Raw genomic sequence first — 26,316 nt, forward strand, 5'->3', positions numbered from 1 at the left:
TTACTCTCCAATTCGTTCTATCTTAATTTTAAACAAATGCCTAGTGGTATTCACCCAGTCTCTCCAACCATTTATATTAAACACCGCTTTCGGTGCCACCTCTGTATTTACCCCTAAACTAACATTCACTTCAATATCTGTTGATGTAGCAATCGTAAATTCATTACTTTTATTGGTTTGCCCCTCGACTGTCGCTCTATATCTACCTTTGGGTAAATAGACAAACATTTTTTCAGTACCTCTAATATCTGTAGGGTACTTCTCCCATTGCCAAGTATTAAAGGATACAGGATTGCTTTGAACATAACTCTTGTTTCCGTTTGATGTACGTTGCACCACAAGGGCGGTTTTATCCGCCCCCAATCGTGCATAGTATGTTTTACCGCTAATTACTATTGGCAATCGCTTTTCGCCTACATCACGCAAGTTATCAGTCAGTCCAAATGTTAATGTATCATTCCCTTTCTTAACTTTTAGATTAGGCATTATTCAACATACACCTCGTTTCCACCATTAGCACTCCACAATTTCAATCGGCTATTTAAGGATGTTTGAACCCTACCCCAAGATTTCCATGTGTTAGCCATAAACATACGATGGTATGTTTCGCCATTGAACGCATGGAATGTTTGGTCTATCATCGCACCTTTGCCAAAGTTCATTACGATTAGCATCCCTTGTTTGTGGCTGCGTGGAGGGTTATTAGCACCGCCATCAAAGTTAATTTCGATTGCACCTTGTTCTATGAATGTATTCCAGTCCTTAGCCGCCTCAACTTTCGTATATGGAAAACCTAACTGGTCTACTTCTGTTTTCTTAACAAAGTTATCATCCACATCTTTTTTCTTATAAATTGCCGTTCCGTAATGTTTGGTGGTAAGTACTGTGAAACTATCTGTACCATCATAGTGTTTAAATTCCTTACCTTTAATAAACGTATTAACGGAGTTATCACCAAGTTCTACGTTACCAGCGGTAGATACTTTAGCCATACCAACACCGTGTCCGTCAGGTTTATAACCCTCGATTAAGGTATTGTTAGCCATTTTAAGTGCGCCACTTAATGTACCGCCTGTTAATTTGAGATAATCAAGTGTTGCTAATCGTGCGGTATTGATAGAATTTTGATAGTCTTTGTTTGGATCACCAACATAAATATCAACTTGGTGTCGCTTATCAGGTTTTTCTGTTAAAACTGCAAAATAGAATTTTCCGTTGTAGTAGGCAATATCTTCGATTTCAGTAGTTCTATTGATTTCAATAATCTGTTTAACTGTGCCAAATGGTGTACATTCTACTAAGCTACCCAAAGTTGCACTCATGATGCACCCATTTAACATGAAAGCACCATTGTTATTGAAATCATCGTATTGGTAATCAACTTGATATGTTTTCATTTTCACAAAATCATCATTGTACAAGTTGATTTCACGCAAACGTTGTTGACCGCTAATAGGTACGATACTTACATAAGTCCGTGTGATTGGGTCATAGCCAATATTGAATACACGTTCATTCAATGTGATAGTACGTTCATATTGCATTGTGTCTGCGTTAAGTACTGTTAAGTTGTTACCATTTTTTAAACCATTGGCCAAATAAATCTTATTTGTGTTTTTGTTGTAGCACATAGTGTTACAATGCCCCATCTTGTCAGGGTCATTGAATTTGTATGTGCCTACAATCTCAAATGTGGATGAGTTGAGTTCATATAATATTTGGTTGTTACCATCACCGCTAATACAAGCTAATACGAATACATTCTTTTTATCGTTATAAGTAAAGCCTTGACATTGGTTGACCTCATCGCCGTATTGAATGTTTTTTACAAATGCAATATTATTTGCACCTTTAAGCATCGGTGTTTCAGTCGGATAGAACGGCTTAATATTACTATACGTACCCATATCCATTACGCTATCAACTGTATTAAACGATAGATGCTCATTGATTTTGTAGATGCCATTAGGTATCAATAAGATTTTATTCTTCAAGTTATCGTTAGCACGTTTAAATGCTGCGGTATCATCTGCTACACCATCGCCTACCGCTCCAAAGTCTTTTACGGAAACAATGCCATACAAACTATCTTTAGTTTGATACTTTGCATCAGCTTCGGTTTTAGTTACCAAGCCACCGCCATTAGGCAACGCAATTTGTTCTGCTTTACTTGCTGCGACTTCTGCACGTTTAGCAGCATCTGTTGCCTTGATAGCATTACTTGCGATTGATGTTTGTTTATTATCAATGTCAGTTTTTAAATTTCGTGCTTGACTGACTAAATCATTAATATCTCGTTTATCAACTGTAGTTTGTCCTGCATACGCTTTCGCATCTCTGACTAATCGTTCTGCAGTAGCAACATTAGTTGAGGATGTATCAAGTGCGGTATTAGCCGTTGCCAATTTATCATCAACAGTTGATGCAATCGTTTTGATTTCTTCGCCCAATCGGTTGATAGTATCTGCGTTAGCGTTAATCTTATCGGACTTTTCAGAAATTACACTCATAGCATTAATTGCATCATTAGCAGCTTTTACGGAACGCTCTACAATATCCCTCGCAACTTCATTTGCGTTCTTATCGCTATCCACTCGAATTTTTAATGAGCGGTCTAGTTCCGCTTTCATCTCTTGTAAGATGAGTATGATCTTGTCTGTTGCGTGTTCGATATTCTCGAATGGGTACTCATCAGGCAAGTCCATATCTTGTGAGATTGGTGTTTTACGCTCCAAGATAACCTTTTGCCCTACGGCTAGTGCATCCCCATTCGCTGGATAGATTACCGATTTTGTGCTTTCGTCATAATCGATATTTCCTACTTGTACCGCCTCTGTACCATCCGCATCAACGATAGTTAGTTTAATATCCTCGATTTGCACAAAATCATAAGGGAAAATAAACTTCTTATTTCTCCCATCACATTGATACACTACAGATGGTTTTAGTACTTCTGGTGTCAATTTAACATCCCCTTTCAGTTGTATATAAATAGGACTACCCATTATGGATAGTCCTTATTTATCAATGTTTCTTTTTGTCTTTTTTAGTTTTAAGTCTGCGGTCAAACACAATAGCCATGATTACATCTTCTAGTTTTGCATCCGTATCTGTGAACGCATATTTAGCTAATGTCCATAGTCCGTCGGTAACAGTATCACTAAAACCAGTTGCCCTGTTCGCTAACTGACTAAGACTTCTACCTAAATCAACACCATCTTTTTTATCGTTGATAATAGCATTGCCTACATCGTAAAACTTCTCTACAATGCTTAAAGCCATAACACTATTACCTTTATTAAATGGTCTATCACCTAGAATGTATTTCATAGCCATATTTGACATATCACGGATGATTGGTACACCCATAGTACCTTGTGAGACTAACTCTTCAATAAATGACTTAGCTAAATCTTCTGGTTTGTCATCATCGCCATTCGTTAAGGCTTTATACGCCACCATACCTACTGCTTGTGAAATCAATGTCCACCATAGCATTTTAACGAACCTTGCATAATCTCCATTATCCTTACGTGCATAGTTGCCCTCTGTGATGATGTTGTACAAGGTATTAGCGTAGGAATAGAACGGAACGAATAATTGAGTGAATGTAGAACGTGAACGTTGAATAGCAGCAGCATCTTTAGTATCACCACTACCAAATATATCACGGACTGCTCTGTCGCCAGCCTCGATAGATTGTTGCTCTATCCATTCTGCACTTACACCTTCTTTAGTCATGAATTCTGCTTGCTTTTGATCATATGCAAATTTCCATACAGGAATAGATAATGCAAAGTCTGTTTCTGTAAGTAATCTGAACCCCATTTGATTTATATCATCACGAACATTAGCTAATTGTTCTACCTTGTAACCGCCTACATTTGTATCACCTAAACGCAAGCCTTTACCTGCAATAGATAAACCTTGTTTCAAATCTTTATCCAAAGTTTGAATACGTTCCCTCATGAAGATTGATTGTGCTAATACAAAATCTCTAGTGTTGTTGTAAGTGGTTGTGCCGTGTCCATAGAACCCTATGCCAGCATGATTGATAGCTCTAATGGTATTACCTACACCGATACGATAGAACGCAACTGGTAAGTTCAACGCATTTTGTAAAGCTACCGATACACGCCCAGCCATAACGGCGGTTGATGTATTCTTTTTCAACGTAAGAATAAGTCTATCAATATCATTCGTTTTAGCTGCCTCATCTTGCCAATTATCACGAACCCAAGTACGCAAGAATTGGTAGGTATCAGCGCCAAACTTATCTACAATGTAGTTTTGTAGTTCACGATTAGAGATTAATTTATTTACATCGGTAACCGCTTTACGCATGGTTACATGGTTAATAGCCTCTGTAATAGCATTAGGAATTACATCAAAATCAAGTAACAATGATTTATCTTTGACAACATCTAAACGTGATTTAGTAGCACTCATGCCACTTCCCCATACTGCATTACTACTAACCATAGTTTTTGCAATATCTTCAACTTGGTTATCACTAACAGATGCATTAACTTTAGGGTTATAAACGATAGGGAAATATTGCCCTTCAATGTTTCTACCGCCGATAGAGAATGTTAAACCCTCTACTTTCTTTAATGGGTTACCATAGAGTTCTTCTTGCACTCGACTACGCTCATCAAAGAATGAATTGATATGATCCCATGTACGAATAACAAACTCCCAGTCCTTATCAGTCATGTGTTCTTGGAACGCACGTTCAATTTCAACCTCATTTGCTTTTGTGGTTTCCATCACACGTTGTCGGTTACTTTCCGTACCCCAGTTAAGGGCAATCATGATAAGTTGCTCTTTGGTTAAGCCGTATAACTCACCAACTGTGTACAAGTGGTCATTACGCATATCAAATAATTCACGCTTGGAATATATTCCTACATCCTTTGCCAATCTACGCATAGAGTTTTCCTTACGTTCATTGAACGCTTGTGTTGCTCGACTGATTGGGTCATAGATATATTTAACTGCGAACCCATTTTTACCGCCACCAAGCCTACGTAAGAATGTTTCGACTTTAAGTAAGGCTAGATGAAAACCATACAACTTACCGCTTACTGCATCCATCTTAGTTTGATTGTTGAGTTTGTTGAATACATCGCCACTTTCTTTACCAAAAGTTTCTGTAGCTTCACCGATGATTTCTTGTACTGCATTTTCAAATGATACGCTATCGCCTTTATCATTTAAGATTGTTGTACCCTCATACTCATTTCTGCCATTCTTGTACATCCCTGTCATGAGTTCTTCTAGCGTTTCTAGTTCGTTCATGGTAATAGAACGGAATGGCTTAGGCGATTTAGAGTAAAACATTTCAACTATCCAAGGTTCTAATTGAACAGTAGATTGTTGATTTAGAATACCAACATCAGGATCTAGTGCAGCTAATACACTATTCATATCGAACCCATCAGTAGGTTGTAAGCCGTCATACTTAGTCAAACCCATTTGGTAAGCCATATGAGAATAGAAATAACGCATATTAGGTTCAATAGTGATAGGGTTCTTAGGTCTAGTCATGCGTTGTAACTGATTTTTCAATTTCAATCGCAATTTCTTGGACTTTTCAAAGTTTTCAAACGCTACTCTTGCCCTTGCTTGTTGTAACATTTGTTCACGCTTAAAGCCAAGTGCCTTATCAACATCACCTACCGCCAATGCTCTATCTGCTTTCTTACCAGCAGTTACGGCTTTATTTTGATACGTTTTAAACTGTACTGCATTAGATATAGGCAATTCGCCTAACTCTTTTCTTGCTCGGTTCATGTAGTCAGAAATTGTACCAAGTCCAGCACCACGAATAGCACGTACATTATTGATGCGGTCTTGCAATGCATCTTCCAATCGCTTAATGCGATTTTCTGCTTTTTTAAGTTCTTTAGTAGTATCAGTCAAAGCAGTATCTACTTTTTTCTTGTCAGATTTCAACTCATCGTACTTAGTAGGCTTAACCTCTTTTTCAATTTCGCTTAATTCTGTATCGATAGTTTCTGCGTTAGGGTCTAACTTACGAATACGTTCTAATAATTCCCAGTTCTTCGCTAGTTCACGATTAGTAGACTTTTGAATAATCTTACTTTCCTCTTCGGTAAGTTTCATTTGACCTTGTGTACTAAGCAAGATTTCTTCTGCGATTTGCTCATTAGTTTTGCCTACATTGTTATCTTTCATAAACTCTGCTTTCGCATTGTCCATTTCTTGATTGATAGCATCGTTAAATGTAGCACCAGTTTGTTCGACTTCTGCTTTCTCTAACTCTTCAATAGAGTTGTACTGTGTATCTTTCAACGCACCCTCACCAAACACGTTGTATCGTTGATGCTCTTTGTATATAGGATATTGCTCAATCAATCGTTTTTCGATTTCAATTTGGATAGCATCCTTTTCTTCTTCCCATTCTTTAATTGGTCGATTATCCAATTCTTTCATGAGTTTTCGCATCACACGTTCTTTTGCTTTCTCTTTTACATCTGCAATGTAGGACTGCATACGTGCTTGGTCTTGCTCTGATAACTGTTTATAGAGTTCTGTTTTCTCAAACTGTTCTAGTTGTTGTTGCTCTGCGTATGCCTCTATATCCTCTTGGGTTGCAAGCATACGATCCATTACTTCCCTAATCTCTTTAGGTGGTAAACCGCCTAAGCGTGATACTGCACGATAGATAGCACTTAGCCACTTACTAAATCGTCTGAATGTACGTTCAAGGAATTTGGTAGGTGCTTCACCCTCTCTTAGGTAAGCCTCAAACCCTCTAGCGAATTTCTCGTGTGCATCAGTATTGTTTGTTTCATTATCATTCCACCCAGTCCATTCTTTCAACTTGTTCCAATCTAGAACAAGTTGCTCAGGTGCATTCTCCATTTCAGCTAATGTCTTAATATCGTCAAAGAATACATGACCCATCTCATGCATGAATGTTGATTTATCAGCGGTTTTGAAAAGTTGTACTACACGTTCTGTTTGAGATTTGATAGTTGTCATGCCGTTGATGTTTTGAAAATAAACCTCTACCGCTTCATCAGCACGTTTAGTCGCATCTAATCTACTTTGTTTTACCTCTTTTTCGTATTCCTCAATATGAATACCCTGAGATTTTAATTCTTTAATCAAGCCTTTATCAGTTCCTTTAGGAACGATAGCTGCTTTAACTTCTTTAAACTCAACGGCTCTTTGTGGTTTAGCCTCAAAGTATCTAACTGGTAGATTAGAAATTTGTTCAACTAATTTTTCCGCTTTCTCTCTCATCTCATCTGTAGGTGTGAAATCTGCGGAACGTGCAGCTGCATCAAATGATTTGTTCTTTTGTTGCATTGTAATTAATACTTGCAACGCATCATTGAACGCATCAAAAGTGCTATTGTATGCATAATGTTCAACCATATCATTCATGAATGCATCAATATTTTGTTTTACTTCTTCATAAGCTGCATTGGTATTGTTTGCTTCATCTTCTAAATCAATATCACCACTAATCTTAGTTTCTGCTTCTGATTTTAAAGATTTCATGCTTTTAATGCGTTTAGCACTAGCAGCAATTACAGAACCTTTTGTGTTGCCAAACATACCTTTTTGTTTGTTTTGTTGTTGACCTACCATAGCATCAACAACATTTTCAAGCGTTAAAGGTACTTTTTTACCTTTAACTTCTATCTTTGGTTCACCTAATAGCTTTTCTCTTACCTCGTTTTTCCATGTTTCGTATGCTTTAGCGGTAGATTTAACATTGATTTTCTTTTCTACATCTTCATGTAATTTCTGTGTATCAATATAGGTAGAACCATCTTTGCGTTTTGCGTGTTTAATTTTAGGTTCTTTGCCAAGTGTAGTTAAGAAATAATACTTTGTTTCATCTTTGTTGAACACTCTTTCCACAAAGTCAGATGATGTGCTATCGTCTATACCCATAACACGTGCATCTTTCAACGCTTTAAGTTGTCCATCTGTCGCTTCAAGTTGTTCTAACGCTGGCAACATATCATCATACAATGCACTTGCGTTTTCCTCTCTCCACGCTTTGTAGATGTAAGGGAATGTTTGTGTCCACGCATCTCTACTGAAAATAGGTGTAGTTTTAGGATCTATAACTTCTTTAGGAATAACCAAAGAAATATCACCAAAGTTATTATATTCAACATCTTTATTTGTGATTGCTACAGATGGTACTGGTAAGCCACCTAGCTTTAACGCTTTAGATAAACTATCAGCACTCATATTATGATAGGCTACAAGGTTTCTATCATCTTTCTTTTGTGCATATCCAGTATTATCGCCAAGTTTACCATTCACATTAATCTGTACTGTGTTTAGGTAGTCCATAGCAGTATAACGTGCGTTACCAGCCTCACGCATGATTTGTGCGAACACATCCGCATGAGTAGCCACCAATAACGCATCCTCGTGTGCTTGTTGCTTGATATGCCCTTTAGTGCTAGTTTCTAGTAGTTCACGAACCTTTGTATATACTTCATGACCTGCTTTTGTTAGGTTCATACGTAATGCTACGTTATTATCAGCAATTTCAAAGACTTTATCTTTCATAGCCTCTAAACTTTCGATTTGCATCAACATATGTTCCATATCTGCATAATGTGCATCAGATTGTGCTAGTGCATCAGCATTACCATCAAGGCTTGCAGTTGTAGTCGCTCGGCTATACTCATAGGCTGCTCGTCTACGTTCCGCATTAGTACGTGGTGCTTTACCGCCATTGTTAGCTTTATAATCAGTTAGCCATTGTGGTTCAATACCAGTACTTACCGCATCATTGATAGATTTATCTGCATTGTCAAAGTCGCTTGCATAGGTTTCTCTATATTGTTCTTTTAACGTATGTAGTAAGTTATTGAAATTGCGTTTAATGTTCGTAGGGTCTGCCAATACTTGGTTAAGTACTTCACGATCTATATCAGATGCACCCTCAAATTCATTACGGATAATATCATCTTTGATACGTTCCGCACGTTTAGATGTATCATCTTTCAATACTGATTTAGCTACATCTACTTCTTGTTTCGCACGTTCTAATGTAGCCAATGACATACCGCCACGTGTAAAGTAAGAGGTTTGTTTCAATGCATATACAGTTTCATCGGATAGGTTCATAGATACTTGTGCATAACTACCAATAGGAATTTCAACAGGTGCATCCGCCTCGATAGCTGCTTTGACTTCCTCTTGTGTAACTAAACCATTATCAACCATATCACGGATAGCAAGTTGTCCGTTTTCAGATTGTACTAATTCTGCCACATCTACATATTGAGTAGATACACCTACCTTATCGCCCTGTGCTTGTACGATTTTTCCGTATAGTTCAGGGTTTTCTTTTGCGATTTTATTGGTAGCACTATCTTTACGAACATTATCCATAATGGTTGCACCATTGCGATTTTGCTCGGCAATGATAGCTGCTTGTTGTTGCTCTGGTGTTAGCTTTTGAAAATCACGAAATGCTTTAGCAGTACGTACACCGCCTACTGCACCACCGATAGCACCAAACCCTATTACCGCTGGCAAGGCTTGTTTCATTGCATCTAGTGAACCTATAGCAATATCACCTACGCTATAATAACCCTCTAAGTCATTATCCTTGCGTGTTAGGTTGTGTTGTACCTTTTCGTTTACATCTTGCAAACCCTCTTCAAAGAGTTCAGGTACACCAGCTTTAATAGAGTTTTTAGCCATTTGTGCAACTGTTGTACCAATACCTCTATCAAATGTAGCTGCAACATCAGTAGTACCATTAGTGATTACTTTTGCTAGTGCTGATTTAGGTGCAACATTATTTATACCTTTACCGATAGCCTTAGTTGCTACAAATTCAATACCAGCATCTATAGCAGCATATGACATAGCATACTTTCTAGCCTCTTCATTTGTATATACTTGATTGCCGTTTGCATCTCGTTTTTGAATGAGTTCAAGATACTTGTTACCAAATGACATCTGATACATTTGTTCAGCCATACCAACTTGCGCACCAGTACTCAAACCAACTAAGGCAGCTGGAATAGCACCCTCACCACCAAGTGGTGCAGTAGCAGCAGCACCAGCCGCCGCACCTAATGCCATACCCTCTGCAGCACGATTAGAACCCATGATAGCGTGTGCAGCCATCATATATACTTGACTAGCCGTAGCACCAACTACATTTTCTAATACATTGTTATCATCTGACTTGCGATATTTAGATAAGTTAGATTGTAAGCGTTCTACCTCGTCATTAAGTTCTTGAATGCGTTGTGGATCAGTAGCCGTTGATAACTCCATACCAACTTTGCCTAATTTGATTTGGTCATTAATCGCCCATGTGTTTTGTTGGATGCTATCCCATACACCATGCGTATCTTTTACCGATTGTAAATTCTGTAATGTAGTGATAGCCTCTGCGGAGTTTTTATAATTAATACCCATTAATTCAGGGTACAACTCATACACTTCATTAATAGTCTTACCACGATTAATTTGTGCTGCCGCTGCCTCTGCTCGTCTAATACCATCTTGACCGCTTGCCATGATAAGGTCAGGACTAATACCTAGTGCCTCACCACTATCATATGCTGATTGCGCCCAGTCCGCTTTATTCCACAAATAGATTTGTTCTGCACGATGCATTGCAGGTTGTAAGATTTCACCAGCTTTATTCACAAAGTTTTCGCTTTGTTGCGGTGTAACATCAGTTTGTGTTAATGCGTTCATAGCATTCATATCAACTGTAGCGGTTGATGGGTCTTTTGTTAGCCAATCACTAACACCACTAGCTGCATTGCTAATAGCTTTACCATATGAATTGTCTGTTACTTGTTGTTGAACACCGCCCTCAAATCTTACGTTTGCGTGTGATTTAACACTAAACGTACCATTTGTCGCTTGTTCAGGTGTAATCTTATAATCACTCATTATTGTCCTAACCTTTCAGCTAATTCTGCTGGTGTTATGGTGTATTCCTCACCTCTAGCATCTTTATAAACGTAGTATGGCTGACCATCTGCACCAGTTGTGTTATATAGACCATACATACCTTGTGATGCTAATTGTGCGTCCGTGTAAGATACTGCAGCGCCTTTGCCACCAAAGGTATTTGCTAACTTACCTACACCCCAATATTTACCAGTTTCCGTAGATGCGATTGTTTGTTCTGCTACCGCATCAGCACCCCATTGTGCCATTTGTGCTGGTGATGGGTCATATCCGTTTTTCTCTCTAAATTCTTGTACTTTAGGATAAACTGCAGTTGATACCCCTTGCCATTCAACACCATCTATTTTCCTACCAGCTAAGTTTTCTATGCTACTTTTCATACCAGCCATATCAGGGGAATACTTCCCAGTACCATTTGAATATTCATCAAATTCATGGTTAATATCTGCTAATTGTGGAGCGGTAAAATACACACCCATTTGACCCATAAAGTTATTTAAATCACTCATAGATTTAAACTGTCCATTTGCTATTGCAGCTTTAACACCTAAAACATTAGCTGCTTTAGCTTGCAATGCTTTTGCAGTTGCTTTGTTTACAGATATTTGTGCTTGGTTTAACTGACCTTGCATTGCTCGTTGATATTCAGGATGAGTTTCCGCATAATCTTGTCGCATCTTTAATACTTCAACATCAGTCGCACCATTCCTTACCGCTGCTGCTACACGTTGCTCAATCTCTACTTTTTGATTTTCAAGTATCTGTGCTTTACGTTTAGCCATCACTTGTAAGCGTGTTGCCACGTTACGTTGGATCATTTCTTTTCGTTTTTGTGCCTCAGCTGGTGTTTCTTCTCTCGCTTGCCCCTCACCAAGTTCTGCTAACGTATTTACAACATATTGACGAATACTAGGATATTCATTCCCATTGCTATATTGAGGTTTATCCCAACCATCGCCACCACTACCTTTTACATGTGCTTTTGCGCCATCTCTTACCCACGCTTCTGCAGTACCCTCGCCAGCATACCAAGCAACTGCAGCACCCTCTACACCATACTTATCTATGTATTGTCCTAATTTAAAGGCAGCAACTTTTCTTTGTGCTTCCGGGTCGGAGATATTAGCGCCGGGGATGCCTGCTTCTGCACTCCATTCAGGCCAATTTTCAGGCATTATTTGGTAGCGACCATATGCACCAGTATCACCATTTACTACATGATCATTATCACTACTTTCGTTTGCAGAAACAGCTTTAATGAAAGCCTCTTTAGTAATAGTTCCAGTACCGCCAGCAACTTTACCAAATCCATCGTCATATAGTTTGTTGGTTACTTTCGTTAGTAAGTCAGGGTCATTAGGGTCAAATTCACCAATGACACCATCAATCTTGCTATCATCAGATGTAGCTAACACCATTGATGCATTACGTACTTTTTGACGATAACCCATGATTTTTTCTTCATCAATTAAGCCTGACATAGCAACTTGATTGATAATCTTGTTTGCACCATCTAAATCATCATCAGCCATTTTCTTTTCAATCATGGTAGTGGCAATGTTTTGTTGTGCTTTCTTTACTTGTAATCTGATAGTATTATCATCATATCCAAGATTAGATAATTGTGCTGCTACACTACCGCTTACTTGTTTCATAGCATCATCGAATGCATCAGGACTAGCATTTACTACCGCATTGTTAGATATGTTTTGTACATTCATATCTAACGCTTTCATAGCACTATCTTCAAATTGACCACGCACAAACTTATTGATTGTGTTTGTTGTATTGGTCATATCATTATCTACAACTTTATTGAAAGCATTGACCGCATCATTGAATTTAAAACCATACTTCTCGGTTATGAGTTGCCTTGCTCGTTTCTCTTGGTTTTGATAATCAAGCGGAATAGTCAAAGCATTTTCGCCCTTTCGGTTCATAGCACCATTATCAGGGTTATATAACCAATCATTCATCATGGCGTTGTATTCATTCGTTGCATTTACAACATCGGTCATTTCCTTTTGCTTTTGTATTGTCAGCATTGTGTTGCCTAAATCACCAATGGCTTTTGTGAGGTTATCCATGCCTTGTGTGTTGCCACCATAAGCCATTTCATTTACGTTAGCTTGTACACTACCATTAATAGTGTTTAAGCGTTGGTTACTATCATAGCCTATTAACTTCATTAAATACCCCACCTATTATTTCTAATAGCACCTTTGGTTACAAATTTCATCTTAGGCATACCAGCAGCCTCTAATGCATCGCTAGATGGTGAGTAATAGTTATTACCACTACCTACATTCTTACTTGCATATTGACCTTTAAGTCCGTAGATACTAGATGCACCACTCAATATCGTTCCTAGCATAGCCATTCTAGCTTGTGATTTAGCATTGCTTGCTGCTGCTCGTGCGGTGCTTGCCTCGTTGCGGTAGTTCATGCCATTAAGATATTCATTGTAGATACTGTTATTCTTGTTAGTTTCCCAATTCTGAATGTCTTTGTTGTATTCGTCATAGCTAGATGCCATCAACTGTAATGGTGTACCGCTCATGGTTAAACCGCCAGCACCAGTTTCTGCTACGTTCTGCCCTTGAATGAGTCGCATCTTATCGGACATTTTATCTCGCTCTTGTAAGGCTTGGTCTGCAATCTGTTCTTGCTTGCGATCACTTATGCGTGCGTTAGCCTCTGCCACCCTTGCCTGTTGATTGTACATTGCAGCTTGCGCCTTTCCCTGTTGATGTTGTGTAAACAACGTACCAACCATACTTGCTGCAGTTAATGCTATAGGGTTACACATTCGCATCCCCCTTTCTCAATGTGAATAAAACCATATCCCCATCGTTAATATCGTAATGAATAACCGCACCTAAAGACTTTAACCATCTAATGGTGCGGTGATTTTCTTTGTGTATGTAATTAAATAAACATTCCCTAGTTTGTAGCCATTCCCCAATGATATTTTTACTAACTCTTACAAATTGTTTTTGTAGTGTTAAACTACGTTCAAAATCTTTACTCCCCAAAAAGTAAATGCAATGCATCCCATTTAACGATGTGTTAGACACACCATAAACACACAACGGCTTATCATTATCAATAACAATGCGACTTTGATAATCTTCCCCTAGAATATCGTTCACAAAGTCATTTTCGCTGTAGTTTGAATTTTTTCGATTGATATATTTAACCTCTAAGGCATCTATCGAACGCAAGTTGATATATAACTCACGAATTAACGAAACGTGCTTAGAACGGCTAATTTTACATTCCATGAACATTTGGGAAACCACCGCCAATTTCTACCTCTCTTGTAACCGCTAATAGGTTAAATGGGAAAGGTTTTGAGTGTTTTATACAGATTTCTGTATTTGTATTAACGCTAGTTGCTATCTTAGGTAACACTATCACAGTATCACCAGTAAATAGCATTTTAGGCTTTAAGATTAAATCATCTACATCATCAAATGTTCTACCTACGCTACCGCCGTATGAACGATATAACCGCAATGCTACACGTGATATAGTTACCAATCTGCATTGTAGTGTGCCATCGTTTATTTGTTGTTCTACGCTAGGTATTTTGATTTTAGTAGTATAAGGTAACCCTACAGTAATTACATTCGCTTTACCATCTAATTTAATTACACCAGTTGGTGGTACTTCCCTAGATGGCATCTGTTGACCATCAACTACAATATCTACCATTTGCCCTACTAGATGAGGTGCGTTGATGTAATCAGTCTTAATCGAATTAGCCACTTTAACATAGCAATCTAGGAACACATCGGAGTTATCCTCTGTGTACAACGGAATACTACGCTCAATACATTTAACATTCTTATTATTGATAACACGATCTACAACAAAATATATTGTGTCTTGTTCGCCCTCTGCTACACTTTCAACATATCTGTACTTGCCATTAGTAATAAAGTGCGACCAACCATACACCTTTTGTTCAGGTATGTAGGTTAAACAGTTAAGTTGTCCATCATCTCGAACGTAGTAAATAATACTGTCTGGGTCTTGTGCATATGCACTTGTAACCGCTACATGACCTTTAACCAATGTTTTAACAAACAATGTAAGGTCTTGCCCTGTGTAGTTGTCGCTCTCATAAGAGTAACCCATATCACGAACAGTACCGCCACGCTCTTGAACGAACACGCATCTATTACCGATAAACTGTGGTTCGCATTTTAACGCACCACGTTGTGTTTGTGTTTTCAAGTAACAGTTAGTAGGTGTAATAGTCTTGCTACCATCTACTATCCATTCATTACCGCTAGTTAAAACGATTAAGTCATTAGCTGGTACAAGGTGTCTAATTTCGTACATTTTGCGGTTGATTACTGGTAGTGTGATTGCACTATCATCTGTAATCGTACCGCCTACTTTTTCAACCCCAAAGTTAGGATAATCACCAGTTCGGCTAAACCATATGAAGTTAGGCTTACTATCTGTGGCAGCAACTACAAAGCGGTCTTGATAGAATGTGCATAGTTTAGGATAACCTCTGCCTCTATTCCAACTACCTAACTTCCATTGGTAACTAGGCTCACCCTCTTTAATGCCATTCAGAACATTAACCTTTGCATTCTTAGCATCAGTTACGCTTTTAATCTCAACGATACCATATTGAGTGAACGGCATAATAGATAAGTCGCAATTCACAGAACCACTTTTAATATCCGATACGTATTTAAGCCTTGCGCCAGCTTCTATCTTGCCTGTGTCAGTTACATTGTAGTCCTTATTAGATGTATACGTTCTGTAATCTTTCCACGTTTGACCATCGTTGTTAGAAATCTGTAATTTGACTGTACCTTCCCATGTGCCATGTGTTGTGAATTTCCATGATAACTCTGTATCAGTACTGAATGCTCCAACATTATAATTGATATTGTTGTATGTCTTTTCGATAGTTGGTGCGCTAACAATACCATGTCTTACTTTTTTTTCTACAACTTCGCCAGCTGACTGAGTATGCACAGCCTCTATATAGTAAGCAATTTGAATTACACTACCTACCATATCCTGTGTAAATAGGTCTTTAGTCGATGTAATCGTATCACCACTAACAGTCAATGTATGTCCATTATCTGTGTTGATTTCCTCATAAGGTTGTTCAGTTAGTTTATATGCATCCAATCGCCAGTCAGTATCACTATATCGTGATAGCGTTTGAATAGGGTATTTACCACTACAAATGAACATTACATCGCCACTTTGGATGCAGTTTAATTCGCTTACAATGTCCGCCTCAAATGGTGTAGCTACTTCAACATTAGTATACACACCATTTCGCCACACCCTAACATACCTATCACCAAATTCAAGCATGAATGATTGGTTCTTATTGGTGGTAAACTCAAACAGTCTAACAGGCTTATCATGGTATTTAGCATAACCGATAAACTGTGAACCTTGCCTACGTGCCACCGCTCCATAAGGTCTAATCACCGCATTTTCAGCAAGCAATAATGCACTTTTATATTGTTCTAAGTCAAATCGACTAGATACATCTGGGGATACTTCGCCAGTAGTAAATGCGACTTGTCCGATATACATAGGTTGCATATCACCAACTCCTTGCTTTTAGATAATTAGACACATAAGGCATATCTAATCTACGTTCTTTAGCACTCATAGATTTTGCCTCTTGTATTGCTGCTTGATACAGTTTGTACGCTTGGTCGAATAAACCACTATTACCAGTTAGTGGCATAGCCAAATCAGATGCCATCTTACACACTAACGCTTTAACGAATATAGGGTTCATTACATCTGCATCGGTTACATCGTACACATAATCAATGTGCATGAGTGGTACATCAGATACGATGTACTTTGTATTGTTATCAGTTAAGTACACATCATATTCACGTTGCTTTTCCGCTCGGTATCGTTCACCCTGTGGAATGACTGCCAAGATGCGAACGCACTTTTCAGGGTATGCATACACATAACCCCAACCATCTATCTTGTGTTCAGATAGTACCGCTCGTTCACGCTTGCGTGCAAAGTTCCATTCATATTGTTCTAACAATACTTTGCGTGTTAGATCATAATGCAATCTACATTGTCTAGCAGGTTCTGTTTCTTCCGTCATTGAACGGATGCGACCTGCATTGATAAGCGATAATGCTTGATTACAAACATCAGTAGGTGTCATATTTCCACCTTTCTATAAAAAAAGAGGGATGCATAAGCACCCCTCGTTCAATTATTCAGCAGTTTCTTCCGCTTTTTTACCACGTTTCTTTGGTGTAGTTTCCTCTACAGTTTCTTCTGCAGGTTCTACTTCTGCGGATGCATCACCTACAGGCTCAAATAAAGAGTTGAAATAGTCCTTATCGTATTCATCTACTTCATCTTTTGTGAATGTTACTGTTTCACCCTCGTGTAATAAGCCTAAGGTGTTGTGATAGCATTTTGCTTTAACAATATATTCCATTTATAACTCCTATACTAAACGAACATCAGGTGTTAAGAATGCGGTAATTGTACCTGCAGTCATGTTATTGGCATTTAGTTTTAAGTATTTCTTAGCACCGCTAGACAATCGCACCGCAACTTTAGTTCCAGCCTTAGCATTAGCTGCTAACGTAATGCCATGCAACAATACTGCATTGGCGATGTTTTCAGTATTGGATGTATACAAGTTAAATAATGGTGTACCAGTTACATCTTTGTCGATGCGAATTACTAACCACAAAGACTCTTCAGCATCACCGCCATTACCGTTCATAACTACATCAGATCCAGTATTAGCAGTTACAGCTTGTTTGTAGAAAAAAGTATTTTGTTTATCGATATACATATTTTATCCCCCTATTATTGTACACGTGCTTCTGTAGAGATTAACGCATCAGTCTTACGTACAGGAATGCCATTAGCACGTACTACTGTATGACCCATTTCTTGGTCTTCGGAAATAGTGTATTTGTGTGCCTCGTTCTTTTGCATACGTAAGAATGTACGTACAGTTGGGTTCATGTACCATACCGCACGACCCATACCCATATTAGGAATAAGTTCTTCCGCTTTAATCATCAAGTTGATTAAGTCAGCACCAGTTTTAGCATCTTTAGTTAATGCATTAACATCGATATTAGCGATACGTACAACATATCTCCAATCACGTACAGTCAAACCTGTATCAAGTTTGTAGTGTGTACGATAGCCTTGGTAGCGACCGCCATCAGCATCAAACAATGTTTGTTCACCTAAGTCTTTATGGGAAATACCACCCATAGAACCTTTAGGATAGATACCATGTACTGTGTTTTTACCCCATACTACAAGGTAGATAGATGTAAGATTTGCAGTACCGCCTGCATCGATAATGTTTTTACCACTTTCTGCAGCTTTGTCATTGTAGCGTGCTGCCAAGCCTACAAACTTTTCAGGGGAATTTTCATCACCATAGAAAAGAGTAGATGCCCATTCTTGGTTCATTGCTTCCAAGAAAGCGTAATCTTCTGACAAGCGGAACGCTGCGGAGTTGCCGTTAAGGTCTGCCAAAGATTTATCAATCTCTGCATACGCTTCCAACATACCGCAAGTATCTGTTACTTGTTTTGTTTTAGATTTACTAGGTTTAACACCATAGTTAAGCATACGCCATGTAGCTTCTGGCAAGCCAGTACGTACAGTTGTTTTATGACCTGTAGGTAAGTTGCCCTCAACCATAGTCATATCTTGTACGATTTCATTTGTTTGGTTCATCATTTCAATAATTTGTGCAACTGCATTATTAGGATCTAATCTAGATTGCACATCCAAAAGTGTTGGGTTCATAGTACCGATTGTAGCCATGTATTACTCCTTTTAATCAATTACTTACTCATAGATGGGTAAAGCATTTTTGCTCGTTCTTCTTCTGTGATATACGTATTACCAGCTTTACCATTGTTAGAATTGTTATCCTCACCTGCCATATTGGCGATGTGTGCGAATAATTGAATTACCTCTAAACGATTACCTAGTCCGTTTTGAGATAAGATTTCACGAATGTTTGGAATTTCCTTTTCTACTGCTTCCACACCTACAGATGCTTGCGCTACTGTTTCGTCAAACTTAGCACCTAGCACCTCTTTGGTATGTGCTGCATAGTCCGCATATTGTTTCTGTTCTGCTTGTTGCCGTTGTTCCTCGTAAGCGGTTACAAGGTTTGTACCATATTTAGAACCAAATTTAGCTAACTCTACAGCTTGTTCCTGTGTTGCATTTACACCATGCAATAGCTTGGTAAATTCATTAGCGATGTTTTCATCAACTACACCATCTTCAAATGCTGGTGCAAAATCATATTTGATTTGTTCTGCTGGTGCAGTTTCTTGGTTAGCACCATCAGGGTTGCTACCTAGCAAAGTACCGCTATCATTCGTGTTTTGTTCTTGTGGTGTACCACTTTCCGCACTCGTTGTGTTATCATTCGTGCCTTGTTCTAATTCTTCTGCCATTGTGGTTATTCACCTTTCTTTGTTAATTCTTCAAATATTTTTTGTTGTTCGATATATTCAAGTTGTGCTTGGTGATATTTCTTAACACCCTCTACCCCATCACCAATACTTCCTAAATCATTCATGTACGCTAACCCTACTTTTCGTTTTCCCTCGTTGAAGAATGTTTCGGAATTACCTGTGAATGATTGTTTTAAAATATTGGTTCGGTCTAAAAGCCTACAAAAAAACCACCTACCAAGTTCAGAACTTAGTACGTGGTTAAGTGCATCAATATCACGATCACGAATATATTCTTGTTTTGTTTTCATCTACACCCCCATACCCATTAACTGTTGCATTACTGGGTTTCCATCATTGGCTGCATCTGTTGCTTGTTTAGCAGCACCAGCCATTTGAGGTGCTAGTTGTGCCATTTGTAATGCTTGTGCTTGTTCCTCTTGCTCTTGTTGTGCTTGTTGTTGTTGTTCCATGATTTGTTGATACTCATCGTTGGAACGAATAACCTTAATAGGTACACCCAAGTTCACACCATAAATATCGGCTGCTTCTTCAAAGTTGAATTTCTGAACGATGTTAGCATTGCCCTGTGCTAATGACATGATGAACGCATAGTACTGTTCAATATTAACCAAGGATGACATTTTCTGTGCTTGTGCTAATGGTGAAATGTATTCAATCTTCACATCCAAACCATTTAGCATTTCCGCTGCTTCATCGTCAATCGGTGGAAATATTCCAGCTCTATCCAAGATGCCATAAGTACGTTCAATGATTGGGTTTAAAAACTCACTTTGTAATCGTTCAACGACAGGACCTAATTGTTGCATCTTTTCTTGTGTGCGCTCCATAACCTCACGTGCGGTCATTTGCCCTGCATCAAGGTTATCAAGCATTAAGAATAAGTCAGCACTATAAGCACGTTTAATGCTTTCAGATACAAACTGTATCTTAGCTTGTACGTTAGCAACATCAATTCCTACATTGAAGATTGGTTCTACCTTTTCGTTAGTGTCTACTTCCGTTACACCGCCCGGAAATAGATTTACACTACCGATTACACCAGATGATGCACTCATAGGTGGTTTAATACCAAGTTCAATAGCCGTTACTAAATCTTTCTCTAAGAGTTGTAACATCTGTGCATCTGACTGTGCGAACCATGCACACCCTTTACCATAACCGCTTAGATCATGTGTAGTGTGTCTTGCGATTGGTATTGCCCATTCCTCAAACCCACTATGTCGCAAAATTTCATCTGTGTTACTACCCTCTACCCAATAGATAGAGGAATAAGGCATATTCTTATTGCCTAGTTTTCCGTTGCGGTCTTTGTTAGGCATAACCAACCAGCATACAACAAAAGTACTTGCATTACCTTTGCCATCGTCATATGCACGTTTGACTTTATCAGGGCAAGCATCATAACCAAACTCTTCCACTAATTGGTCAGTAGTCATGCGGTATCGTCTACCAAATGTATTTACATCACCATTACTGCCACACTCTAATGCATATGTACCGATAGGGTAAGATGTGAACCGCACACCTACTTTTGCATCTGGCATGATACTCATAGGTGCTTGGCCAAATGGCAACTCCATATAGGTTTGATGTACTGTGTTGTAGAAATTAGACTTAGCAAATACTGCGTATAATATCTGTTCCCTATCGTCTAATACTTCCGCCACCTTACTATTAGCAGCTAATTCAGCGTTTTCTAGCGTGAGTTTAAACCACTTACGGCTAGGCGGTGTCATGCCACTCATTACACCACTAGCAAATATTTGGCAACTTTCCCAAGCCACACCATTATTAATCTTATCGGTGTAGACTTTCGATTGGTCTTGTTCATCATCAAACACACCTAGGAAAGGCAACTGATAATCTCGAATGTCTTTCCACCTAGATATGTACTTCTGACGATTATCGAACATCGACTTAAACTTCGCTTTGATTTTGCTATAGTCTTTCTTCTGCGGTAGTTTGTCCGTAGGTTGTCTAGCAAGCGTTGATAAAATAGTACCTTGCATTATTAACCCCCTAATGTTGTTTTAGTGCCAGTTGCCGTAGATAAGATAGTACTATCAAAGCCTTTCTTATTCTTCTTTTTCTTGGAATACCATTCCTCACCAGTTGTTGTAGTAGCATCATCTGTTTGTACAGTCGGTGCTGGTGCTGGCATTGGCGTATCAGGCATCTTATTTTTCATGCACATTTAATCACCCCTTATCTTTTAAATGGATCATACTCTGTGTTAGCATGAACCCTACTCCCTGCATTCACTTTTTTATTGACCTTGAATGCAAAGGTCAAGGCTAACGCATCGCCTTTGTTTGGAGATGGTAAGCCACGTTCTTTCATATCCTTTTTACTTTCAAGTTGTATTCGTCCATTCTTATCGATAATAGCCTCTGGACTTGTTAAATCGTCATATAACCCTTGGTCATTAGGTGGAATAGAACCGCCCTCTTTTAGCCAGTCTTTCATTTCGCCCCACATATACGCTCTCATGTTGAGATACATATCATTAGGTGCCTTACCCCCAAACGCAACTAACCGCCACTTTCTACCCATTGATTTACCGATACTGTATATACCAGTTCCGTAGCCTTGGTCAATGAACACCGCATCTGCTTTGTATTCATCCTCGAATTGTGCTATTAGGTTAGCCATTCGCATATCATCGTCATTCTTTTCAATGGTTGCCAAACACTTCATTGAATAGCCTTGTCGCATTACGATTTCTAACGTATCGCCACCAGTCCATGCTGGGTCAACACCAATAATCGTTGGTAGATTAACAAAATCAGTAGGCTTATATATTCGCCTTTGTGCTTCATCTACGATTGATGCGGATATAAACTGTGTATCAGATGCACTAGGGAATAACCCTCTAACACGCACCTTTACAAAGTCGCTATCCTCACCATGTATATCCACCCATTCTTGCAATTTGGCTTTGTTTGAGATTTTAACAGTACGGCTATCAATTTGATAAGTAGTCCAATAGTTACGATGTTTTCTGAAACATTCTCTAAACCTACCACTATTACGTGTAGGGTTACCAAATACACACCAGATAATTTCTGTTTCCTTATCTGTTAATGCACCCTCTGTTACTTCCCATATCTTGTCAGATATTGCGGATGCTTCGTCAAAGATGATAAGTATTCTGTTACCTTGATTGTGTAAGCCTGCAAATGCTTCAGGGTTGCTTTCACTCCACGGAATAGCATCTATCCGCCATGTTTTCTCATACTGTTTATCAGCACTAAACAAAGCGGTTGCAGTATAGGTGAATAGTTCCTTACCTATAAACAAGTTGTACCACTTATTTAACTCAGCCCAAGTCTTAGACTTTAACTGTGTATCAGTATTAGCAGTAACTACACCCCTTGTATTCTCATGCGTAGCAATAGCAAACAAAATTAACAATGAAGAAAAAGCGGACTTCCCAATACCATGACCTGATGCAACTGCAATTTGTATTGCTTTAGCTAATGACTTTCCCTTACGTAGTTCTTCACTTATTTTCTTGAAAGTCTTAACTTGCCATTCGTCAGGACCATCAAAGTTTTCTAAGGGTGTTCCTTTTTCACCCCAAGGGAAAGCGAAATATACAAAGCCTAATGGATCATGAGTAAACGAACCCAACGCATCAATCAGTTGTGCCTTGTTGTACTTCATCTGATTTCACCCTTGCTTGTTTCATCCTATCGGATATATCAATCTCTATTTCTGCATCTAGTTTCACCTTATCAGTAAATAGCATATGCCGTTTGCCTAATAATTCCGCTGCTTTTGTTCTATCCGCTACAGATACATCTAGTCCAAATGCATCTTTTTCTTCGCCGTTCATAACCTTAGTTAGGTACTCCAATACTTCGTCAGCCGTTGCGATTGTGTTTTTACTACGTTCTGACATCACCGCATCTATATATTGGCGTACCTTAGGTTTTCTTAGCATCTTACTCCCTGTTACACTTGCACTATTTTCTGCATATCCAGCCTTAATAGCACTCTGTGTTGCGTTGGTAGTCTTGATATATTCATCTGCAAATATTCGTTCTTTTTTTGTTAGTTTACTAGCATCTGCCATATATCAATCACCACCTTTATATGTTCTAACTAAAAATAGCAGTACTTCATGTTGCTTAGTACTGCTATACTCACTTTCTTTCTTATAGAGTTGTTTCTCTTTAAAGGTCTTACCTTTTTTGTACTTATGAGGAAATGTTAGTTTGTACTCTTCCTCTGTGTACATTCGACTGACAATATATATCTTGCACGGCTTATCGTATTTACTCCATGATTGCCTTGTATCGACTACATATCGTCTACCATTCATCCGTAATGCGGTTAATAGTTTCTTTATCGTTGGTTGATAATTCACATCCAACACCACACAATGCCGATTAAGATTAGTACCGCACATACAATAGCTAGTCCATCGATGATTGTAATCATGTTATCGCCACGATGTTCGTATGCGTATTTAGCTTTAGCCTGTAGTTCTTTATCGTTTAAGTTCTTTGCTGCTTGTTTGAATAGTTTTCTATCTTCAATGAATTGTTTAATTGCTTTAATCATTTCAGTACTTCGCCACCTTTCCTTTTTAGTTTGCCATGTGATCTAACACATAAGCCACATTTATTTTTGCTTGCGCCACTATGCGCAATATATGTTTGGCATCTTCCGTTGTATTCGATTACGTTGGCAGTACAGATGCCATATTTGTCATTGTTTAGACAATGTTTTCTATCGCAATGTATCTGTGTCATTTTGCGCCCTCTGATAGATTTATACAAAAAATGAGATATATCCACGTAGATATACCCCATTTTGTGATAAGTTTATTCATTTTGTTTATGTTAATTATTCAAAACCGAAGTTATACCATCGCTCTCTTGTCGATGTAACACATAGGAATTAGCATTTCTTCTAAAACTCTATATCGTGTGTTAAGTACCTAGGAAACAAATATAACTCCAGTTTTCAATAATCACTCAAAACTAGGTGTGTTGATGATATGACAATTTACGCAATTTGGAGTTCAACTGTGAATAAAGAAATACAAAGTTGGAAATAACACACCTAGTTTTCAACAATCATTACACACTCAATACCAACAACTAACAATTTGATGGATCGTAATCGTGTTAGGTTAAGTAACAACAAGAATATGAATAAGTTTCTTTTGGAGGCTGCTAGTTGTCAGTATTCAATGTGTAACCAATAAAGGGTAAGTTCGTATCTGTAAATGTATAATGTATAAGCTATGCTCGATGATATTCGACTCACCCTGTATCAGTTTGCAGTAAAATTCACATATAAAGTTTTTGTCTTAACACATACTTCAAAATTGAAATTAGAAAAAAGTATAGTGTTGTTTCCTTAGTAATCAATTATGGTTGCGCTGCTACTCTGTGTCCATCGATGAATTTTTCTACACCACATTTCGCCCATATACAACAAAGGCACGCTCTTTTATGGGCGTGCTTGTTGTTGTGTTTGATGTCCTAAGGAAAGAGTGAGTAGTAGTCGCTTAGTGGCAACTTCTACATATATATTATACCTAATAGCAAACTATAGGTATATGGACATTCACGGACATTTGCGGACATTACTGGACAAGTTTTCGCCCAAACTCCAATAATGCTTTTTGCTTGTATCGTTTCGCCTGTTTAGTTGAGTAACACCCAATCATCTTATAAGCATCTTCTGTTGTATTGTTGAGTACAAACTCATAACGCAAGATGATTGCCCCCAGCTTTTCGTCTAGGCTATCTATCTTAGTGATCGCATCGCATTTTAACTTTGATAATTCATCAATACGCTTATCACGTTCAGCGACTGTATCAAGAAATCTAGCTATGCTACCCTCTAAGCCTTGCGGAGTTCCACCGCCTGTTACTCGGTCTTTTGAGTAATCAATAGCACCTATGGATGTAAGGTTCGCTCTTAGTTGATTGATTTCTTCCTTGATAGATGCAATCTGTACATCAATTAGCTTTACTGGTTGTAGGTACTCAACCGCCATTTCTATTAGTTTCTTTTCGTCATATTCTCCCAAACACTTCACCTCACCCTTTAAATGCTAACTCCGCATATCCCCAAGCAACAGGTCTATCAGATACTACATTGCTCCAAGATGTCTTTCCATCACGCCACGTATACACTTTTCCATCTTCATATTCGGCAAAATACCTACACTTCCACACTTCGGCAATGCTATTTCTTACAAAAATCGGTGTATCAACTTCTACTTTCGACCAATCAACAATACCTAATTCTTCTGCAATGTCTAACACTTCATTACGCTCTATTTTAGGCATTATTTTGCTTATGTTATTAATACACTTCACATGACCGCCACTATTTATATCTAATATGCCGTCATTCATAATTGGTCTTTTGGTTGTTACAAATGCAGTATCACCGATATTCTTAACATAATATTTCCAGCCATCATCATATAACTTTTGAAGTAACCACTCTCTACCTTGTTTATCTGTGATCATACTTTTTTCACTCTCCTTTACAAAGAACCCTTTGGCAAATTGTTTGATACTTTCAACTTTTTCATCAGTTGCATTTTCAATACCACACAACAAACACTCAAATCTAACCCACTTTTCTTTATGTTTATAGAAGAATATGCACTTACACACATCTTCTTTTATGGTTGGTTTACATACTTCACCATTAATATCTATTGCGAATTTATCGTTATTGAAAAAAATTCTATCTCCAATCAAGTCCTCACCCACGCTCCTTTATCCTCATTCCAAACAAACATCACTTCATCTTCCAAGTAAAAATCATATCCATCATCTACAACTTTACCGATATAAAATGTATTCTCATCACTCTCTACCGCAAG

20 protein-coding genes are annotated in these 26,316 nt (G+C 38.3%); all 20 read right to left on the reverse strand.

Going from position 1 to position 26,316, the window contains the following annotated elements:
• On the reverse strand, positions 1–486 hold the full coding sequence (locus tag VCHSUH04_RS05870) for a hypothetical protein (protein ID WP_105085742.1): 486 nt from the start codon (positions 484–486) through the stop codon (positions 1–3).
• On the reverse strand, positions 486–2,963 hold the full coding sequence (locus VCHSUH04_RS05875; RefSeq protein ID WP_158251477.1) for a glycosyl hydrolase family 28-related protein: 2,478 nt from the start codon (positions 2,961–2,963) through the stop codon (positions 486–488). The genes VCHSUH04_RS05870 and VCHSUH04_RS05875 overlap by 1 nt, the downstream gene beginning before the upstream one ends.
• 61 nt (positions 2,964–3,024) lie before the next feature.
• Positions 3,025–10,929: a hypothetical protein gene (locus tag VCHSUH04_RS05880; RefSeq protein WP_105085744.1), complete on the reverse strand. Its 7,905-nt coding sequence runs from the start codon at positions 10,927–10,929 to the stop codon at positions 3,025–3,027.
• Entirely contained in the window at positions 10,929–13,139 is a 2,211-nt protein-coding gene (locus VCHSUH04_RS05885; RefSeq protein ID WP_105085745.1) for a transglycosylase SLT domain-containing protein, read from the reverse strand. The genes VCHSUH04_RS05880 and VCHSUH04_RS05885 overlap by 1 nt, the downstream gene beginning before the upstream one ends.
• The gene (locus VCHSUH04_RS05890; protein WP_105085746.1) at positions 13,139–13,759 is read right to left on the reverse strand and encodes a hypothetical protein; all 621 of its coding nucleotides are present in this window, start codon (positions 13,757–13,759) and stop codon (positions 13,139–13,141) included. The genes VCHSUH04_RS05885 and VCHSUH04_RS05890 overlap by 1 nt, the downstream gene beginning before the upstream one ends.
• Positions 13,752–14,234, reverse strand: a complete 483-nt coding sequence (locus VCHSUH04_RS05895; RefSeq protein WP_158251478.1) for a phage protein Gp13 family protein — start codon at positions 14,232–14,234, stop codon at positions 13,752–13,754. The genes VCHSUH04_RS05890 and VCHSUH04_RS05895 overlap by 8 nt, the downstream gene beginning before the upstream one ends.
• The gene (locus VCHSUH04_RS05900) at positions 14,224–16,542 is read right to left on the reverse strand and encodes a hypothetical protein (RefSeq protein WP_105085748.1); all 2,319 of its coding nucleotides are present in this window, start codon (positions 16,540–16,542) and stop codon (positions 14,224–14,226) included. The genes VCHSUH04_RS05895 and VCHSUH04_RS05900 overlap by 11 nt, the downstream gene beginning before the upstream one ends.
• Before the next feature lies 1 nt (position 16,543).
• On the reverse strand, positions 16,544–17,137 hold the full coding sequence (locus tag VCHSUH04_RS05905; RefSeq protein ID WP_105085749.1) for a hypothetical protein: 594 nt from the start codon (positions 17,135–17,137) through the stop codon (positions 16,544–16,546).
• 51 nt (positions 17,138–17,188) lie between these two features.
• Positions 17,189–17,419, reverse strand: a complete 231-nt coding sequence (locus VCHSUH04_RS05910) for a hypothetical protein (protein ID WP_105085750.1) — start codon at positions 17,417–17,419, stop codon at positions 17,189–17,191.
• Between the two features lie 9 nt (positions 17,420–17,428).
• Positions 17,429–17,785, reverse strand: coding sequence for a hypothetical protein (locus VCHSUH04_RS05915; protein WP_105085751.1), 357 nt, complete (start codon positions 17,783–17,785; stop codon positions 17,429–17,431).
• Positions 17,786–17,799: 14 nt separating this feature from the next.
• Positions 17,800–18,783 (reverse strand): major capsid protein, encoded by a 984-nt coding sequence (locus VCHSUH04_RS05920; protein WP_105085752.1) that lies wholly within the window; start codon positions 18,781–18,783, stop codon positions 17,800–17,802.
• A 20-nt stretch (positions 18,784–18,803) separates the two neighbouring features.
• Positions 18,804–19,430 carry a hypothetical protein gene (locus VCHSUH04_RS05925; protein ID WP_105085753.1) on the reverse strand — a complete coding sequence of 209 codons (627 nt, stop codon included), beginning with the start codon at positions 19,428–19,430 and terminating at the stop codon, positions 18,804–18,806.
• Between the two features lie 5 nt (positions 19,431–19,435).
• Positions 19,436–19,741 carry a hypothetical protein gene (locus VCHSUH04_RS05930; protein ID WP_105085754.1) on the reverse strand — a complete coding sequence of 102 codons (306 nt, stop codon included), beginning with the start codon at positions 19,739–19,741 and terminating at the stop codon, positions 19,436–19,438.
• Positions 19,742–21,463 carry a portal protein gene (locus VCHSUH04_RS05935; RefSeq protein WP_105085755.1) on the reverse strand — a complete coding sequence of 574 codons (1,722 nt, stop codon included), beginning with the start codon at positions 21,461–21,463 and terminating at the stop codon, positions 19,742–19,744.
• A 2-nt stretch (positions 21,464–21,465) separates the two neighbouring features.
• On the reverse strand, positions 21,466–21,648 hold the full coding sequence (locus VCHSUH04_RS05940) for a hypothetical protein (RefSeq protein ID WP_105085756.1): 183 nt from the start codon (positions 21,646–21,648) through the stop codon (positions 21,466–21,468).
• Positions 21,649–21,659: 11 nt separating this feature from the next.
• Positions 21,660–23,120 carry a terminase gene (locus VCHSUH04_RS05945; protein ID WP_105085757.1) on the reverse strand — a complete coding sequence of 487 codons (1,461 nt, stop codon included), beginning with the start codon at positions 23,118–23,120 and terminating at the stop codon, positions 21,660–21,662.
• Positions 23,092–23,532 carry a terminase small subunit gene (locus tag VCHSUH04_RS05950; protein WP_105085758.1) on the reverse strand — a complete coding sequence of 147 codons (441 nt, stop codon included), beginning with the start codon at positions 23,530–23,532 and terminating at the stop codon, positions 23,092–23,094. Before VCHSUH04_RS05950 ends, VCHSUH04_RS05945 begins: the two co-directional genes overlap by 29 nt.
• A 290-nt stretch (positions 23,533–23,822) precedes the next feature.
• Positions 23,823–24,023, reverse strand: coding sequence for a hypothetical protein (locus VCHSUH04_RS05960; RefSeq protein ID WP_105085760.1), 201 nt, complete (start codon positions 24,021–24,023; stop codon positions 23,823–23,825).
• Positions 24,024–25,056: 1,033 nt separating this feature from the next.
• The gene (locus VCHSUH04_RS05970; RefSeq protein ID WP_105085762.1) at positions 25,057–25,506 is read right to left on the reverse strand and encodes a hypothetical protein; all 450 of its coding nucleotides are present in this window, start codon (positions 25,504–25,506) and stop codon (positions 25,057–25,059) included.
• 10 nt (positions 25,507–25,516) lie between these two features.
• Entirely contained in the window at positions 25,517–26,203 is a 687-nt protein-coding gene (locus VCHSUH04_RS05975) for a hypothetical protein (protein WP_105085763.1), read from the reverse strand.
• Positions 26,204–26,316: the final 113 nt, after the last annotated feature.

It is taken from the genome of Veillonella sp. T14073-2 (assembly GCF_002959875.1).
Lineage (GTDB): Bacteria > Bacillota > Negativicutes > Veillonellales > Veillonellaceae > Veillonella > Veillonella infantium.

Excerpts from the sequence above, each read along its gene's own strand:
- VCHSUH04_RS05870 (WP_105085742.1), bottom strand. The coding sequence starts at position 486 with ATGCCTAATCTAAAAGTTAAGAAAGGGAATGATACATTAACATTTGGA.
- VCHSUH04_RS05880 (WP_105085744.1), bottom strand. The coding sequence starts at position 10,929 with ATGAGTGATTATAAGATTACACCTGAACAAGCGACAAATGGTACGTTT.
- VCHSUH04_RS05885 (WP_105085745.1), bottom strand. The coding sequence starts at position 13,139 with ATGAAGTTAATAGGCTATGATAGTAACCAACGCTTAAACACTATTAAT.
- VCHSUH04_RS05890 (WP_105085746.1), bottom strand. The coding sequence starts at position 13,759 with ATGTGTAACCCTATAGCATTAACTGCAGCAAGTATGGTTGGTACGTTG.
- VCHSUH04_RS05895 (WP_158251478.1), bottom strand. The coding sequence starts at position 14,234 with ATGGAATGTAAAATTAGCCGTTCTAAGCACGTTTCGTTAATTCGTGAG.
- VCHSUH04_RS05900 (WP_105085748.1), bottom strand. The coding sequence starts at position 16,542 with ATGCAACCTATGTATATCGGACAAGTCGCATTTACTACTGGCGAAGTA.
- VCHSUH04_RS05905 (WP_105085749.1), bottom strand. The coding sequence starts at position 17,137 with ATGACACCTACTGATGTTTGTAATCAAGCATTATCGCTTATCAATGCA.
- VCHSUH04_RS05910 (WP_105085750.1), bottom strand. The coding sequence starts at position 17,419 with ATGGAATATATTGTTAAAGCAAAATGCTATCACAACACCTTAGGCTTA.
- VCHSUH04_RS05915 (WP_105085751.1), bottom strand. The coding sequence starts at position 17,785 with ATGTATATCGATAAACAAAATACTTTTTTCTACAAACAAGCTGTAACT.
- VCHSUH04_RS05920 (WP_105085752.1), bottom strand. The coding sequence starts at position 18,783 with ATGGCTACAATCGGTACTATGAACCCAACACTTTTGGATGTGCAATCT.
- VCHSUH04_RS05925 (WP_105085753.1), bottom strand. The coding sequence starts at position 19,430 with ATGGCAGAAGAATTAGAACAAGGCACGAATGATAACACAACGAGTGCG.
- VCHSUH04_RS05930 (WP_105085754.1), bottom strand. The coding sequence starts at position 19,741 with ATGAAAACAAAACAAGAATATATTCGTGATCGTGATATTGATGCACTT.
- VCHSUH04_RS05935 (WP_105085755.1), bottom strand. The coding sequence starts at position 21,463 with ATGCAAGGTACTATTTTATCAACGCTTGCTAGACAACCTACGGACAAA.
- VCHSUH04_RS05940 (WP_105085756.1), bottom strand. The coding sequence starts at position 21,648 with ATGTGCATGAAAAATAAGATGCCTGATACGCCAATGCCAGCACCAGCA.
- VCHSUH04_RS05945 (WP_105085757.1), bottom strand. The coding sequence starts at position 23,120 with ATGAAGTACAACAAGGCACAACTGATTGATGCGTTGGGTTCGTTTACT.
- VCHSUH04_RS05950 (WP_105085758.1), bottom strand. The coding sequence starts at position 23,532 with ATGGCAGATGCTAGTAAACTAACAAAAAAAGAACGAATATTTGCAGAT.
- VCHSUH04_RS05960 (WP_105085760.1), bottom strand. The coding sequence starts at position 24,023 with ATGATTAAAGCAATTAAACAATTCATTGAAGATAGAAAACTATTCAAA.